Origin of the sequence: Arenicella xantha (assembly GCF_003315245.1) — a bacterium.
Taxonomy (GTDB): Bacteria; Pseudomonadota; Gammaproteobacteria; order Arenicellales; family Arenicellaceae; genus Arenicella; species Arenicella xantha.
In genome coordinates, this window is the sequence record NZ_QNRT01000006.1 from 55,121 (window position 1) to 71,862 (window position 16,742).

Annotated in this window: 18 protein-coding genes; 2 read left to right on the forward strand and 16 right to left on the reverse strand. The window is 46.5% G+C overall.

The genetic code is table 11. The features are described from left to right. Window positions 1-158 precede the first annotated feature (158 nt). Window positions 159-1,061: a LysR substrate-binding domain-containing protein gene (locus DFR28_RS16805; protein WP_113955557.1), complete on the forward strand. Its 903-nt coding sequence runs from the start codon at window positions 159-161 to the stop codon at window positions 1,059-1,061. A gap of 99 nt (window positions 1,062-1,160) precedes the next feature. On the opposite strand, the gene feoB is transcribed toward DFR28_RS16805, so the two are convergent. The 16 genes from feoB to DFR28_RS16885 form a co-directional block, all read right to left on the reverse strand. Beyond that, window positions 1,161-2,984, reverse strand: a complete 1,824-nt coding sequence (gene feoB / locus DFR28_RS16810) for a ferrous iron transporter B (protein WP_113955558.1) — start codon at window positions 2,982-2,984, stop codon at window positions 1,161-1,163. A 21-nt stretch (window positions 2,985-3,005) separates the two neighbouring features. After that, window positions 3,006-3,245: a FeoA family protein gene (locus tag DFR28_RS16815; RefSeq protein WP_113955559.1), complete on the reverse strand. Its 240-nt coding sequence runs from the start codon at window positions 3,243-3,245 to the stop codon at window positions 3,006-3,008. A 179-nt stretch (window positions 3,246-3,424) separates the two neighbouring features. Continuing rightward, complete coding sequence (locus DFR28_RS16820) at window positions 3,425-3,778, reverse strand: DUF1428 domain-containing protein (protein ID WP_113955560.1); 354 nt, start codon at window positions 3,776-3,778, stop codon at window positions 3,425-3,427. A gap of 202 nt (window positions 3,779-3,980) precedes the next feature. Beyond that, entirely contained in the window at window positions 3,981-4,328 is a 348-nt protein-coding gene (locus tag DFR28_RS16825) for a VOC family protein (protein ID WP_113955561.1), read from the reverse strand. A 158-nt stretch (window positions 4,329-4,486) separates the two neighbouring features. After that, window positions 4,487-5,758, reverse strand: coding sequence for an O-acetylhomoserine aminocarboxypropyltransferase/cysteine synthase family protein (locus tag DFR28_RS16830; protein ID WP_113955562.1), 1,272 nt, complete (start codon window positions 5,756-5,758; stop codon window positions 4,487-4,489). Between the two features lie 291 nt (window positions 5,759-6,049). After that, window positions 6,050-6,391 carry a hypothetical protein gene (locus tag DFR28_RS16835; RefSeq protein ID WP_147251044.1) on the reverse strand — a complete coding sequence of 114 codons (342 nt, stop codon included), beginning with the start codon at window positions 6,389-6,391 and terminating at the stop codon, window positions 6,050-6,052. 29 nt (window positions 6,392-6,420) lie between these two features. After that, a complete protein-coding gene (locus DFR28_RS16840; RefSeq protein WP_113955564.1) occupies window positions 6,421-6,756 on the reverse strand; it encodes a hypothetical protein in 336 nt (111 codons plus the stop codon). A 222-nt stretch (window positions 6,757-6,978) separates the two neighbouring features. Then, window positions 6,979-7,980: an acyltransferase family protein gene (locus tag DFR28_RS16845; protein ID WP_113955565.1), complete on the reverse strand. Its 1,002-nt coding sequence runs from the start codon at window positions 7,978-7,980 to the stop codon at window positions 6,979-6,981. Window positions 7,981-8,012: 32 nt separating this feature from the next. Continuing rightward, the gene (locus tag DFR28_RS20105) at window positions 8,013-8,240 is read right to left on the reverse strand and encodes a cysteine-rich CWC family protein (RefSeq protein WP_113955566.1); all 228 of its coding nucleotides are present in this window, start codon (window positions 8,238-8,240) and stop codon (window positions 8,013-8,015) included. Between the two features lie 360 nt (window positions 8,241-8,600). Further along, window positions 8,601-8,849 (reverse strand): DUF6868 family protein, encoded by a 249-nt coding sequence (locus DFR28_RS16855; protein ID WP_113955567.1) that lies wholly within the window; start codon window positions 8,847-8,849, stop codon window positions 8,601-8,603. A gap of 73 nt (window positions 8,850-8,922) precedes the next feature. After that, window positions 8,923-9,699 (reverse strand): ATP-binding protein, encoded by a 777-nt coding sequence (locus DFR28_RS16860; protein WP_113955568.1) that lies wholly within the window; start codon window positions 9,697-9,699, stop codon window positions 8,923-8,925. Window positions 9,700-10,045: 346 nt separating this feature from the next. Continuing rightward, a complete protein-coding gene (locus DFR28_RS16865) occupies window positions 10,046-10,798 on the reverse strand; it encodes a class I SAM-dependent methyltransferase (RefSeq protein ID WP_113955569.1) in 753 nt (250 codons plus the stop codon). A 90-nt stretch (window positions 10,799-10,888) separates the two neighbouring features. Further along, window positions 10,889-12,001 carry an NAD(P)/FAD-dependent oxidoreductase gene (locus DFR28_RS16870; protein WP_113955570.1) on the reverse strand — a complete coding sequence of 371 codons (1,113 nt, stop codon included), beginning with the start codon at window positions 11,999-12,001 and terminating at the stop codon, window positions 10,889-10,891. Between the two features lie 293 nt (window positions 12,002-12,294). Then, a complete protein-coding gene (locus DFR28_RS16875) occupies window positions 12,295-12,801 on the reverse strand; it encodes an acyl-CoA thioesterase (RefSeq protein ID WP_147251045.1) in 507 nt (168 codons plus the stop codon). Then, complete coding sequence (locus DFR28_RS16880) at window positions 12,798-14,219, reverse strand: MFS transporter (protein ID WP_113955572.1); 1,422 nt, start codon at window positions 14,217-14,219, stop codon at window positions 12,798-12,800. Before DFR28_RS16880 ends, DFR28_RS16875 begins: the two co-directional genes overlap by 4 nt. Next, on the reverse strand, window positions 14,216-15,223 hold the full coding sequence (locus tag DFR28_RS16885; RefSeq protein WP_113955573.1) for a tRNA dihydrouridine synthase: 1,008 nt from the start codon (window positions 15,221-15,223) through the stop codon (window positions 14,216-14,218). The genes DFR28_RS16880 and DFR28_RS16885 overlap by 4 nt, the downstream gene beginning before the upstream one ends. A 326-nt stretch (window positions 15,224-15,549) precedes the next feature. Here DFR28_RS16885 and DFR28_RS16890 point away from each other — a divergent pair, with 326 nt between their 5' ends. Further along, window positions 15,550-16,713 carry an acyl-CoA dehydrogenase family protein gene (locus DFR28_RS16890; RefSeq protein ID WP_425455484.1) on the forward strand — a complete coding sequence of 388 codons (1,164 nt, stop codon included), beginning with the start codon at window positions 15,550-15,552 and terminating at the stop codon, window positions 16,711-16,713. Window positions 16,714-16,742 lie beyond the last annotated feature (29 nt).

Consider the following 16,742-nt stretch of genomic DNA (forward strand, 5'->3'; position numbering starts at 1 on the left):
CTTCAGGTTTTTCGAGATTATTATTTGATTTATCTAAATATATTTCAGTCTGTTGATTCATATTGTCATACCAAACGGGTTGATTACGTGTTTGATTTTGCGCAATAATCAGGTACAGCACCAACGACAAATATCGCTTCAATATATAAGTATATCTTATGGATAAACGTTTAAGACATCTTAGCTTAATGCGTTGCTTTGAGGCGGCAGCTCGACACAATAGTTACAGTCACGCTGCCAATGAGCTTTCGATAAGCCAAGCCGCGGTTAGCCAGCAGGTACGCAATCTCGAGCAAGGTCTAGGCGTTAAACTGTTTGTGCGGCGCGGACATTCCATGCTCCTAACACCGCAAGGAAAAACCCTGCATGAACATGTTCAGCGCGCATTCAACGATCTATTAAATGGCTTTGACCGGATCCAAATAGAGCCTCAATCGGGGGTATTGATAGTCAGCACAACCTTGTCGTTTGCATCCATTTGGTTAGTTCCGAGACTCTGGAAGTTTGCTGAAGCCCATCCTGGAATTAAGGTGAAAGTAATGGTTTCAGACGAACTAGAAGACGTAAGGCACTCAGAAATAGACGTGGCTATTCGCCAAGGTGACTCAACAGTCGACAATGTCGAACAACGGCTATTGTTTACTGACCCGGTATTCCCAGTATGTTCGCCAAGCCAGTTAGAACGATTTCCGCTTAGCTCCCCTGAAGCCATCGAATGTTGCAATTTGCTTGAAGCCAATAATCCTGGGCGGTTCAGCTGGGAACATTGGTTTGCGATAGTTGGCGCGGAGTACCAGCCCGACAAGCTAAGCTGGATCGAGCCGATGTCTTGGGAAATGGCGATTAATTCAGTGGTAACCGGGCAAGGCATTTGCTTGGCTCCGTCGATTTTAGTCAAACAACAAATCGACAACGGCATTCTGGTTCGTCCGTTTAAACAACAAATTGAACCCGGCCTACGCTTTACCTTTATTTACGACCCAGAATCCCCAAGACAGCAGCGAATTAAGCTGTTTTACGAATGGTTAAAGGCAGAGCTAGACGCCTACTTCGAGGAATAACTTGCGAGCCCGATCATCAATAGCTAAGGCTGGATGCAAACCCACAGCCCCCATAGAACCCAAAACAGATAACCGCATCAACAACTTAGAGCAGCCGTGCTATGCAAATAACGTTACCAATTGAAACGTGATTACGGCGCCCACGTATGCAAGTAGTGAGTAACCAATAAAACTATAAACGGGTATTCGATTGTTGCCCACCTCTTTGCGCATTACCGCCAACGTGGAGGCGCACTGCAGGGCCAACACGTAGAACACAAGCAATGCCATGCCTGACGCCATCGACAAGCCGTCGGCCTGCACATTGGCAGCTAAGCCAGCGATATTCTCATCCGCGCCGTCAATTCCAAACATGGTGCCAAGCGTGCCTACAAACACCTCTCGTGCAACGAACGATGCCAATATTGCGACTCCATAACGCCAATCTAAATCCAGAGGTGCAAAAATTGGTTCAATTATGCGACCAAGCATCCCTAGGTAGGAACTCTCAAGGTTGCCAGCCCCATTCGGAAAATAACCTAATACCCAGACCAATACGGTGACCACAAAAATCACATTGCCCGCCTTTTTGACGAACGCCTTGGCACTATTTATCGAACGTTCGATTAACGGCTTAAACGACGGCAAACGGTACGGCGGCAGCTCAAGAATAAACGGCACGTCTTCTTCGTTCTTAACCGCAAACTTAGACAACATCGCTGACACTACAAGCGCAGCCACGATACCTAACATATACAAACCAAAGAACACCACACCACGCATATCGAGCAAACCACCCAATACCTTAGTCGGCGGGATCAACACCAACACAATTAAGCTATAAACCGGTAAGCGAGCCGAGCACGACATTAAAGGTATGGTCAATATGGTCAATAAACGACGTTTTGGCGACGCAATAGTACGCGCTGCAAACATCGCCGGAATTGCACAAGCAAATCCCGACAAATACGGCACAAAGCTCATGCCACTTACCCCGGCGGCACTCAGCGCTCTATGACAGATTACGGATGCCCGCGCTAAATAACCCGAGTCTTCAAGCAAACCAATAATGAAAGTTAGTACCATAATCTGCGGCACAAACACCAGAAAAGAGCCCACACCACCAAAAACGGCATCCACCAAGAAATCTTTAAACACGCCGTCGGACAGGTGACTAGTCGTAAACTGGCTCAACCAACTCACGCCCGCTTCAACCCCATCCATAAGGGGCACGGCCCAAGTGAAAATGGATTGGAACAATAGCAGCATGATCAGCACGAAGGCTATTCCACCCATAATGCCGGACAAAAAGAATCGATCTAAACGGTTTTGTGTGCGGAGCAAACGATCTACATTCGCTCCATACTTGGCATGTAACTGGTGCGCTCGGACTACCGGATCGAAATCTAGATCGAGTGTTGATGCCGGCAGAAACAATTCAGGATCAGTCGCCAAGGTATCGAGCGCTTCCGACAATTCCTCTAAGCCTTGGCGCTGACGCGTCGAAATAGCGTATACCTTACAACCAAGGTCCCGCTCCAAATTCTCGACATCGACGGTTTCGCCAACTCGGGCGATTTCGTCCATCATATTCAATGCGAACACAACCGGAACGTCGGCTTCTAGCGCGAATTTCTGAGCCTGTAAAGCAAACACCAAACTACGTTCCAAACGGGTCGAATCCAGCATGCACAGCACGCCTTTAACCCGCTTATTGCTTATGTAGTCGACAAACTGGTCAACCGCAATCTGCTCATCCTTGGAAATTGGATCCAGCGAATACGTACCCGGAAAGTCGATTAAAATATGCTTACGAAACGAAGCTGTTTTGATTTCTACGGTAACGCCCGGAAAATTAGCTACCTTTTGATTAACCCCGGTCAGGCGATTAAACAGGAGACTCTTTCCCGAGTTAGGTTTACCAACAACAAGAATGCTGGACACAGCGAACGACCTATCTGACGCTTAAGCGTATGAAACTTGGATTGACGAAGCGATTGATTTATCTAGAGAGAAAACTCCATCACAAATCTGAAACTGGCGCGGCGCAGAAAACGGAGGGCGGTTTACACAAATAATTTCAGCGCCGACATCAATGCCAATCTCGCGCATACGCTGCAAATAAATCGCAGAAATCCCAACAAAACTTTGAACGGTAGCTTTGCCGCCTTTGGTCACATTCCAGAGCGATGCTGTTTGTGTCATGAAAATAATTCTGCGATTAAAACCCTATAGAAGAATCTAAATGATAATCATTAGCATTAAGATATGCAAGCATAAATGTCTGGCCTATGATTTAAACGGCTCTGAAATAATCTGCCCTACGCTGTCCGCGGGCGTGCCACAAATTAATCATCCGCAGCCATAACAACTCAAGCTAGATTTTACACTTCAAGAATTGACTCAAAGCCGCCGTATATTAAACGCTTACCGTCAAATGGCATTGGATTTTGATCATCTTGCATTCTAGGATCTTGCATAATCGCTTGCCAGCCAGCATCGCGTATTTCTTTAGATGGCCAGACAACGCAAGAAAACACTACTGTTTCTTGATCGCTACATTTCACCGCCAGCGGGAATGAGGTGACTTCCCCGTCAGGAACATCATCTCCCCATGCTTCGGTGATTTTAAGCGCGCCATGCTCCTTGAAGACTAGGGAGGACAGCTTCGCGTGTTCGATATATTTTTCCTTGTTAGCCGTTGGCACAGCCGCTACAAACCCATCGATATAAGACATTTCGGACTCCTTCTTTACTGAGGTCGAATAACATTGATCTTCAACAGCCGCGCGATTCTAGCGAATGCCTTGCAGCTGTAGCAGACATCTATCAAATAGAGTTTACACATTTGGGCTGATTCGCACAGCTGAATTTCGACAAATTATTAACACCGACACAGGCGGGCAAGCCAGCCACCTTCTCGACTAGTTGACCACACAACTAGATTTGCAATTCGGTGACATGCCAAAGCTCGCCAGAAGGCCCGGTTAAATAGATGACCCGGCCCCAGGGCTCATGCGTGATTGGCGTATATTTTAGATTGCCCTCGTCAATGCCAGCAATGGTAGTCAATGCCTCGTCAAGATCAGCAACGACTAACTGCAAAGACAGCTCTTTCACCGACTGGTGTTGTGCATTGCGCATTAGGAAAAACGTTGATCCACCACCTATCAGAATAGCCAGATCCGCATTGGCTTCGTCTGCCTCAAAGCCCAGAGCTTTATAAAATGCCAGCGACACGTCAAAATCATCGCAAGGGATGAATACCCGTAACTCTTTTATTTGCATGCTTTAATGACTTCCGATAACCGATGTTTGAATTCAGCACTTTGATAATGCAAACGCTTTCCAAGCATACCGAATGCTAGCCAAAAATAGGCGCCAAACGAAAACCATATCCATAACGTCTCGCTCGGCGCCAACATACTAATCTGGCTAGTTGCGCATTAAGCTTTATCTAATGCTTGGCTCACATCAGCAATAATGTCGTCGATATGTTCAATGCCCACCGATATCCTAATTAAATCAGCGCTTACACCAGCTGACGCTAGCTCTTGTTCATTCAATTGTCGATGCGTAGTTGAGGCTGGATGGCACGCAAGTGACTTCGCATCACCGATATTCACTAAACGCAAAATCATTTCGAGCGAATCGATAAACCGCGCGCAGGCTTCTACGCCACCATCGACACCAAAACTCAAAATACCTGACGCCTTTGAATTAGTAATCTTCTGACAGTTTTCAAAGTGCGGGCTATCGGCCAATGCCGCATAACTTACCCATTTAACTTTTTCGTGTTGCTGAAGATAAGCGGCTAATTTTTCAGCATTTTCACAATGTCGATCCATACGCAACCCGAGCGTCTCAAGACCTTGTAAAATTTGAAACGCATTCATCGGCGACAACGCTGCGCCGGTATTTCTGAGCGGTACCACACGACAACGCCCTATGTACGCTGCAGCACCTAAGGCCTCAGTGTAAACAACATCATGATACGAGGGGTCTGGCTCATTCATCACTGGAAAACGCTCCTTATTCGCTACCCAATCGAATTTACCAGAATCGACAATTGCCCCACCAATCGAGGTGCCATGGCCGCCAATATACTTGGTCAACGAGTGCACCACGATGTCTGCACCAAGCTCAAACGGTCGGCACAAATATGGTGTCGCCACGGTGTTATCGACGATCAACGGCACGCCGTGCTTATGGGCTATTTCGGCTAAGCGGCTAATATCGACGATATTGCCAGCGGGGTTTCCGATGGATTCGCAGAACACCGCTTTGGTTTTACCATCAATGGCTTTTTCAAATCCATCAAAGTCATCGTGCGAGACCATGCGCGCCTCAACGCCTTGCCTTGGCAAGGAGTGCGCAAAAAAGTTGTAGGTGCCGCCATACAATTCACTGGTACTAACAATATTATCGCCAACCTCACACAAACATTGAATCGCATAAGTAATTGCGGCCATTCCAGACGCAACGCATAAGGCGCCAATCCCACCTTCCATAGCGGCAATACGCTTCTCCAACACATCAGTAGTTGGATTCATAATACGCGTGTAAATATTGCCCGGCACTTTAAGATCAAATAAATCAGCGCCATGTTGTGTATTGTCAAACGTAAACGATGTGGTCTGGTAAATCGGAACCGCGGCGGCCTTTGTGGTTTCTTCTGACTTGTAACCTTCATGCAAGGCTATTGATTCAAGTTTCATACTGTTTGACTCCTAGAGTGATGATTTTTTTACTTAACGCTAAGCTAAAACGACGAGTAGTTGCACAGCGATGACTGCCGAAAGCGTACTGACAGAGCGCACTTTCGCGCATACCGGTGGGCTAAGCTATTAACGGCGTTTCAGCTTTTATTGTATTAGTATTATGGCGGACACTAAATCTAATACGATTACTTCCTTGCGGCCAGCTTTTTAAACCAAAACATCGGGCAAAATAAAGGGTAAAGCGCCATTTCAAACTCTGCTATGCACTTAGCCTACAGCGCCGCCCGACTACCAATCACTCCACTGCTGGAACCAAAACCCTACTAACTCCAATTCGGCCGCATCCGACTTTGACGATGGCTCGGCACTATCATCAACAAATAATAGCAATACAAACATCAGTGATGTGACCGGCAAAACCGCCAAAACATATTGTTTAAACCGCATCGCTAAGAAAAGCGAAGCAAGCGCAAAACTCGATAACATTAGGGTCCAGGCAACGACCTCATTATTCCATCTCATTGGCCAATCCAGACCACCATTGAGAAGTAGATGCAACAACGCGATACCTTCAGGAATTAGCGGCATAGCAGCCAACAATACAATAAGCCTACGATGTGGTTGGGGCATTACCTTACTAGAAGTTTTGGAAGATTCACTTATTGCGAGACCTTGGTTAGACGTACCCCATCGACCACCATCTGCCAAGTTCCATCCACCTCATGTGGCGCTTCGCTAACCTCAAAAGTAGTTTTAATCGGACCCAAACCAACAACAAAACTATCGCCCTTAAATTCCTGAAGTGGACCATTTACAGAAGTTGTGACGCCCTTCTTTAGTCGCTTATAAGACACACTCCCATCAGCAAGAATGAGTAAGGCCATCTCTTGGCTTCGCCAATCTCCAGCATAGATTAACTTGTCTTCCGGCAATGGCTCACTGCATGCAGTCAGCAGCGCCAGCAAAAGCGCGATTATTCCAAGTCTAAATTTCATCGTATCCTCCTATCTGTTCTCACCTATGATGCGAACGTAAGTTTATCATCCTAACCACCGAGTTGCTTTTGATCGTTATAGTGAGCCTTCAGCCATAAGAGCCGTCAGCCAATAAGAGCCATCAGCCATAAGAGCCTTCAGCCATTAAGAGCCTTCAGCCATTAAGAGCCTTCAGCCATTAAGAGCCTTCAGCCGTAAGAGCCTTCAGCCATCAGCACTTATTCAGCGCACCGTATCAGCCAACACCACACGCTTCAACCCGCACGGATTCATAATATTATCCGCGAGCTTCCTCGCGTATCGTGAGCTTAATATCGGCAGCAGCGCCAATGAACCAAGCATCAAAACTGATGCCTCCCACTCATTGCGAATATAACCGTAAAGACCCGCGGCGAGTAAGCCCTTCATAACAAACCCATGCAAAACATATATGTACAAAGACTCTTCTCCGTACATCGTAAAAAAATGTCGATTCTTTTGCGCCAAAGTTAACAACGCCATGCCCACTGAAAAAGCCGCAATATAGATCAACAATCGATAACCCATACCCAGCCACCATTCAACTCCCAAGCCAGAATAAGACCGGCTTCCGTAGAGCCACCGAACATTAATGTTGTTAGCATCGGGCATAACAATAAGCAGGAGAAGTATTAGCGCAATAAAGCCACCTCCAACCGCCCTACTCATGCGATATGCTTGTATCTTATCCATTATTGACGAATGACAATAATGCCCAATAAGGAAGAAGGGGAAAAACACGAATGTCCTTGAAAAGGACAAGTTGTAATCGTAGCTATTCAGTCCACAGGCAAGCCCCAGAACAATGGAAAGTGCGATGGGGAACTTAAACTGCGCGACAATCGGTAATAGCATCCGCCATAAAGCCAAACTAAACAGATACCAAAGAATCCAGTAAGGAATTAAAGGTGATATTACTAAAGCGGTCCTAGAAAAAGCATAATAATCAAATAGTGAATAGACTATTTCTAAACAGACATAAGGAATGACTAGGTTGCCAACGATCTTTCTGAATAAGGAACTATCAATTTTCGATGCCGTTAACACGCCGGATACATAGGCAAACATTGGCATATGAAATAAGTATATGAATACGTATACGGACTTAAGCCATTCAAACTTATCAATTAACGGCTCAATAGCATGGCCTACCACCACCAACGAAATCAGATAAAATTTAAAATTGTCTAACACTACATCACGCATAAACACCTTTGATGGTTAATATGTTGACCTGACTAACTACCGTCGATTTTGCGCTTATGTTTCAAAGCACAAGATTTGCAAATGCAGGCTTTGTTTTTAGCGTCGTTTGGCACCTGATTTAACAAGCTATCAGGAAACGCAATATCACTACTAGTGCACCAGCAACCTCCTCCGTCACTACCAGACACTAGGTTCCCGCAGTAATTCTCGTTACCGCATAGCGGGCATGTTTTTGCCGATACATTTACGTCTAATTGCAAAACTGATCCTTAGAAAAAAGTTCGAGTGAATTTCTATATAGCTTGATAAGATACCTAAAAACTACAAACTTTCCAGCATCACAAACCATCTGAAAAACAACCCATGAACATCTGTTCTTATTTAACTTTTAAGTTCAACTGCACTCCCGTCGATATCAGCAGTAATGGGTAGTGATTCGTCACGGGACTTAGTAACGAGTATATTTGTTGTTGCCTAACACAGCCGCTAGTAATGCAAGCACCAACCTCATTTTGATTATTCAGATACCAAAATCAACGCTCTGCTGTTCAGTTGAAGCACTCGCGATTAATACATCGCAACGGCCATCTGAATTTACCGCTTGAGTTATTTGCTAATGATTACTGACCCATTATTTTTAAAGCGATATATGGCGCCACAAAAAACACCAATGTCATAACTTTATAATGACTCAGAAAGTCAAAATACTTGGCATCAAGTTCCTTTGTACCGACCCCAAACACCTTATTGTGGATCGATATTATCGCTCCCCTCATGAAAACAATAACAATAGTCGCCAACATAAGATAAGCAATATTGACCAGTGACGCCCAACCTATTAACTCTGTTAACTGTGAAAGTGTCATCATAATTTCATTCCTATCGGTGTAGCACTGCGTTAAATCTTGTCAGACCTAGTTCAATCTAAACCCGCCAAGATCATTAAGTTTCTTTCTGAAAATAGCTGTTATAAAACTGTTTTGCGGTTCGACCACTTTTACTCGCTCGCACTTGTGCAAAACTTAATGCCTCCGCTCTAAGTAACTCTCGGTCTCCTTCGTACTCTTTAAAATAACTCTCTACCACCTCTAAATACGCCTGCTGATTACCGTGGTAAAAAGATAGCCAGAGACCAAACCTGTCGCTAAGTGATATTTTCTCCTCGACGCTGTCGCCGTAGTGAATCTCGCCATTATGACTGACGTTTACCGCTTGATTCTCATTTTGATATTCAGGAACCAAGTGCCGACGATTTGACGTGGCGTATATTTTGACATTGTCAGGTGGCGACTCAATTGAACCCTCTAAGATTCGTTTGAGTCCTTTATATCCCTTCTCGCCTTCCTCAAAAGACAAATCATCACAAAACACAATGAACTTGTACGGCAAGTCTCTAATCACGTCCGATATATCAATCAGATCATCCAGATCTTCTCTGTCTATTTCAATAACGCGCAACCCTTTTGCTGCGTAGGTATTCAACAGAGCCTTGATGAGCGAAGACTTCCCTGTGCCTCTTGCGCCCCAGAGTAAAACATTGTTGGCTGGCAAATTATTTAAAAATCGCTCAGTGTTTTCGATCAACTGTTCTTTTTGTCGATCAATTCCAATGAGGTCATCGAAACAAAGTTTATCTATGTGTTTTACTGGTTTTAGAAACTCTTTTTTAGCGCGCCAAATAGCAGCATAGTCGTTTCGAAAGTTAATTTTTTGTTGCATTGTTCTCGGCTTGTATTAAGGACTTTTAAAAGCATTGATCTCGATCTAAGCACAAAGCGTGCTCACTTTTGAAGCTGGCGGCATTTGACTGTCAATATGAATAGTGCAGATAGGCGATGAGATAATTGAATATTCTATGCCAAAATACTCGGCGCGATGAAGTAATTTATCCCCTCAATCAGAAAAGCCTTAGGGCCTTTAAGACATAATTAGGCAGAGCACGTGCGAATATAAGCGGGCAAAACTTGCCTACGTGGAAGTAATCTCGACTAAAGAGCTTATAAACCAGCGTGCTTCACATCACTCCTTAATGCGGCACGCTGGTCTAATTTTAAATAATGTGAAACTAGTTTGGCTTACGGAACTTAAGCGTGAATCGGTCAGTATTCCCTGTGACGGATTTACGCCCTACTTCATAGCGCAATTCGTCATCAGCCTTATAATGCAGGTCAGAAAATGCTACGAATTCGAACCCTGAATCGAGCGCTTCCTTGATAATCTGCACGGGATCGACTCGACGACGATTCTCACTGCCAAAAGGCTCCATATGGCGACGAGTATGATCAACCACACCGTAAATACCGCCTGGCTTTAACGACTTAAACGCCGCGTCATTAATGTTCTTACGACCCGCTGCATCAAAGTTATGCATATTGCGAAATGTCAGAATTGCATCAAATCCGCTGGCACCAAACTCAAACGCATTAATGGTTCTTAGCCGCGGCTCGGAACCATCGGTGATCTCATACTCGGCGTCGAGAATATTGATTTTGTCCATGCCGGCTTGAGTGATCAAATTGTCTTTTATCCTTGATGTACCAATCGCCACGGTCAAGCTACCTTCGTCACGCAGTGTCGGCGCAAGCAGCTTGGTATACCAACCACCACCAGGAATCAGTTCTAACACCTTCATATTCGGCTCGATTCCGAAAAAACTAAGGGTTTCGACTGGTCGGCGATTAGCGTCTCGCGCTTTTTCATCGTCACTCCGTAACTCTGATTGCATCGCAACGGCTAATTTGGTTTCAAATGGCGACGGTTCGTCTTGAGCTTGTGCTGTTAAGCTCATCAATAAAAGTGGTAAGAGTAAAAATCGCATTAGTGCTCCCTGTAGAAGTATCGGTTTATTGTGGTAGCGAGATTGTACCCATCTGCAAGCGAATCAAGGTGAACATTGAGTGACGACGAGCTACTTAGCCGCTAATTCAGCAAACAAAATATCTCGCCAAGCGTCTTTACTGAGTAATCCGCGATGATGAAAAAATACAATCTGCGCCACTCGTCGAAACAAACCGTTCGAAATCATAAAATTGACTAGCGAATCCGGCGCTCCGAATTGATTATAAGCGCTACGTAAACGCTTTTTAACGGGGTAGCGCTTCACCATAGAGCGAATCTGATCTTGCGGTAACGCTAAGCCATGTCGGAGGTGTGCAGCCACGGCGACGCCTAGTTGCTCGCCGATCTCAATACTCGGATGAATACCTCCTGCGGTAAGCGGCGACACCATTCCGGCTGCATCACCGACCAAGCAAACATTACCGTCAGCCCAAGGACTCACTACCCCACCGCACGGAATCAAGCCACCGCGACCACTCAACATGGTGGCGTCAGATCCAAAGTAACTCTTCAAAAACTCAAAGAACGGACGCAATTTAACGTGCTTACCAGGTTTAACCGCAACCCCAAGTTGCACCGTTTTTACTCCTTTAAACAACCAACCGATATAGCCTGGCGCGTAGTCGGAGTTGATAAATACATGTAAAAAATCCGCATCCAGTTCGTCGAACCCGTCAACCTCATACTCTGCGCCACATAACACCTGTTGATTAGTGCCCAAGCCCAACTGCTTCGCCATAGCTGAATTGGCTCCATCAGCAGCCACTAAATACGAAGCGGCGAGCTCTTGCTCCTCAAGTATTACTTCAGACTCACGACGGGTTACCTCTTGCACCTGAGTAGACGATTCAATATTTGCACCGGCCTCAACCGCGCGATCAGCCATCCAGGTAAGCACTCGTTGTGTATCTGTCGCCACGAACGAATACCCCGGCGAGCGAAGGTCAATATATTGCATATTTGGTGCGTAGAGTCTAACCCCTTTGATACGCCGCATAAGCTCGGCCGGAAGCGCCACCATGTCGGCGATCTCTTGCACAAATATGCCGGTACTTTGAGTATACGCGCCCGGGGCTATTTTGCGTTCAAACACACGGGTATCGAGTCCATTCAACGCAGCCTGTCGTGCACAAGCCAAGCCCGCAAAACTACCGCCTACAACGGCTAAATCACAACGATCCATCTCTATTCTCACTGGTTCGGATTACTAGGAGATAAGAGCGTAACGCAAGCCAGAGCAATAATATGGCGCTCCACACAATGCTCATAGAAACATCATGTATGGTTGTGCCGTGAGATTTAATAAATACGCGCCGCGCTAAAAGCCCGTGGTTAACTATTCCCTTAGTTAAATATTCCGAGGGTTATTTATTCCGAGGGTTAAATGTTCCGACGGTTAACTCTTCATGTAGTCAACTCTTCATGTAGTCAACTCTTCATGTAGTCAACTATTCTTGTAGTTAACTATTCTTGTAGTTAACTATCGATACTCGTATTTGCTTCGACTTGCACAATTGGCTGGTACAACTCACGAAATTCTCTGGGCATGCGTGCGGGCTTACCCGATTTGATATCGATACACACGTAGTCAACTTCTGCTTGTACCAAAACCTTAGCATCGGCAACCCGTACGATTTGAAACTGGCGTGTTATGCGTAACTTCTTATCATTACGTAATACCCATGCGCCAACCATCAGCGAGTCGCCTTCAAACGCCGCATTAAGATACAGCGCACGGCTTTCACGCACCGCCATTCCCAAACCAAACTCAGTCGCCTGCTCACAATCAATACCCACGGCTAGCGAATGCGCGCGAGCACAATCGTCTACCCATTTCAGATACACCGAATTATTCACATGCTGATAACTATCGATGGCCGACGCATCAACGCGAATGTTTAATATAAATGGATCTGGATAAACCCAATTAGGTTGCGGAACAGAACTCATGGTATCAGGGGCTTGAATTGTCGATTTAGTCACAATGTATCTCGTTTAATCAGGCCGACCACTAACAGCAGCAGAGCGACGGCCACCAATAATGCGGCAACAATAAAATACACATGCAGCATGCTGTATAACTCAGCGTATAGCGCAGGCACAATCTCGTTACGACCTAAATAGAGACTCATCAGGTACGACACAATGCCGATTCCCACAAAGCCGCCCATTGAACGTAATCCATTCAAGGTCGCTGAAGCACTGCCTAGCTGCTCATGGCTCACCGAGTTTAACGCGGTATGAATAATTTGGGTATCGACGATACCAATAGATAACCCCACCAGCGCCAAGCCGATGATTACTAGCCAAACACTCGACGATTCCCCCAACACAGCAAAGCACAGCATGCCCAGCAACATAATGGTAAACCCAATCAACAAGAGGTCTTTAATCTTATAGCGCTCCGTCAACCGTCCCGACATCGGCGCGACCAATGCGGTAAGTAAAGCCTGAGATATCAATAGCCAACCAGTGGTCAGCGCATCTAAGCCGAGAATATATTGCAAAAACAAGGTCAGCGTAAACGACAGCGCTAAAATTGCGCTGTAAGCCAAAAAGTTAACCGTTCCCAACAACGCAAAAACCGGATTATGCAAAAACAAAGACACCTGCAATAACGGATCTTTGCGCTTGGTTTGAAACCAGCAGAAACCGCCAAACGCCGCTAGACCAGCAAGCAACATAAATTGCCCGATCAGCGCACCAGTTTTAAAAACCGACACCGCAATTAGACCCAACGACAGCATGTAAAGGCTAGTATCAAGCCATCGTAGCCGCGTATTTCGATTGCCGTAACGCTCCCATGACAAACACACAGAGCCGATAAAGCCGGTTAACAGTAAGGCAATGCCAGGCAGAATAAAAACCCAACGCCAATCGGTGTGGGTTAACACATAACCACCAAACAGCGGCCCCACAACAATTCCCAAATAAGCGATGGCGATATAAATCCCCATCACTCGCGCCTTGTGTTGCGGTGGTGGAATACTGTTTACCAGCGCCAACGCACTGGCGAAAATAAATGCGCCACCAGCGCCCTGCAAACACCGCGCGGCAATCAACGAAATTGCAGAATCCGCAAAGCCGCCGAGCAAACAAGCACAGCCTGAAATCAGCGTGCCTATCGAAAAAATCTTGCGTCGACCATAAATGTCCGCCAGTTTACCGGCCGGCAGCACCATGCAAGCACTGCTTAGAATATGCCCTAGCGTCAACAAACTCACACTCTCAGCGGTTAAACGCAGGTCGGCTGCCATACTGGGTATCGCCAAAGTAGTTGAGTGCATTAACAACGGTGCGAGAAACGAGCCAGCAAGTATCACCAACAACGACAAACCTTCGCGCGAAATAGGCTCAAGCTCGGTTGGCTCTGCGCGTTGCGAATTAGCCGACGCAGTCATAAGGTTGCTCCGGTCACCTTAACGGCATGGCTTGGCGCTAAGCTTGGAACCGGCCCATGCTCAATAGCTTGATCGAGTACTTGAAATACCGCCCCTGCTTCCTTCAAGCGTTTTAGCTGATGAAACACAGCTTTGGCATCGGGGTAATTCATTTGCAAAAACACCAGCCACTGCTTCGCGCGGTTGCCAACAAACATCGGATGCTTCTTTTCGGAAACGGCTAAATACTCTCTCAGTAACACAAGGATCTCATTAAAACTAAATTCATTGCTCGGCCTACCCTCGTCATGAGCAGCGAGGCATGCCGCCAGCTGTGGAAACGACAACGCGCCACGACCCAACATAATATCGCCGCAACCACTCTGCTCGCGGGCCTTTAAGGCATCGCTTATCGTCCAAATTTCGCCATTGATTATAACGGGAATACTCAGTTCATCAGACACCGATTTTACCAAGCTCCAATACGCCGGTGGTTTATAGCGGTCTTCGCGAGTGCGCGCATGAATGCACAGCTCATTGGCGCCCGCGGACTCGATATGGTGGGCAATCTCCAGCAAGTAATCACTGTTGCTAAAACCTAAACGAATTTTAGCGGTCACCGGAATCGCCGGATCAACCGCATCACGCACGGATTTAACAATGTCGGCAATACGTTGCGGTTCACGCAGTAAGGCCGAACCGCCATCATTGCGATTAACCGTTTTCGATGGGCAACCAAAATTTAAATCTATACCGGCAGGCGCTAGTTGCGCCGCACGTGCCGCATTAACGCCCATATAATACGCGTTGCCGCCGAGCAGCTGTAGGTAAACTGGAGTTCCCGCTGCGGTTGACCCGCCCTGCTCTAATTCGGGAGCAAAGCGCACAAATACGCGCTTCGGAATACGCTGCTCAGTGACACGAATAAACTCGGTGACACAGCGATGGTAGCCGCCCAACTGAGTCAACACTGCGCGCATGCCAGCATCTACTACGCCTTCCATTGGGGCCAGTATCGTGCGCATAAAATGTGGTCCGGTTGAAGAGTTAGATGAAGGTCGTGAAGACTATGGTAACGTGAAGACTATGGTAAGCAGCCGTATGCAACAATAGACGTAACAGTTGAAGAGCCAATAAAAATACTGATGAAACAGTCCGCATTGTACCGAGATTGAATCCGCTTCGATAGTCGACTGCACCATAGACGTGAGATTTTTGTTACAAGTTGTCCAGCGAATACCGTAGAATTGACGGTTAAGATAAGTAAAACAACCTAATGGGAAATGATATGACTATGAATCTCGGCGTCACCGATCGGCTACAACCTATCCTTGATAAAGTAACTCGCTTAATGCAGGAAGAAATACTGGCAGCCGATGTCGAATTTCACGAAGAAGTTGGCAAAGCCGGCGACCGCTTCACCATGACAGCGCGCCAGCACGAAATTTTAGACAACCTTCAAGCCAAAGCTCGAGCGCAAGATCTTTGGAATTTTTGGTTAACAGACTCCAAGCGCGGCTATGGTCTATCAACGGTTGAGTATGCTCACCTAGCCGAACAAATGGGTTGGTGTGTGCTTGGCCCACAAGTATTCAATTGCTCGGCACCGGATACCGGCAACATGGAAGTATTAGAACGCTACGGCACTGAAGAGCATAAAAAACAATGGCTTGAGCCACTTCTTGAAAGTAAAATCCGATCTGCATATTTGATGACTGAGCCGGATGTCGCCTCCTCTGATGCTACCAATTTAAAGTTTAGCGCCGTGCGTGATGGCGATGAATGGGTATTCAATGGCGAAAAATATTGGTCATCTGGTGCTGGTGATGAACGCTGCAAAGTCTATATTTTGATGGCACGCACCGCTGGCGATGAAGCGCCACGTCATTCACAGCATTCAATGTTTGTGGTTCCTGCCGATGCCCCTGGTATTAAATCATTACGCGCCATGACTGTGTTTGGTCATGATGACGCACCACACGGCCATTTACACCTGCGCTTTGAAAACGTTCGCGTACCGGCATCAGCCTTACTACTTGGCGAAGGTCGTGGTTTTGAAGTCAGCCAAGGTCGCTTAGGCCCAGGACGAATCCATCACTGCATGCGTGCCATTGGACAAGCTGAGCGTGCACTCCAACTAATGTGTAAACGATCATTAAACCGAACTGCGTTTGGCCGCCCGTTAGCCAAGCTCGGAGCTAATTATGACATTATCGCCGACTGCCGAATTGCCATTGAGCAGGCGCGTCTATTATGCCTAAAAGCGGCTTGGATGATGGATCAAGGTGACCCGCAGGCCGCAGCGCCGTACATCTCTCAAATCAAGGTTGTAGCCCCGAATATGGCGCTCAAGGTTATTGATGAAGCAATGCAAATGTTCGGTGGTACTGGCGTGTCGCAAGACACACCGCTGGCGGATATGTATGCGCAAATGCGTACGCTACGCTTTGCTGATGGTCCAGATGCGGTACACCGCATGCAAGTAGCTCGTAAAGAACTTGCGGCCTACCGATAAGCCGGCAATGAAAACAAGCAACGAAAGCC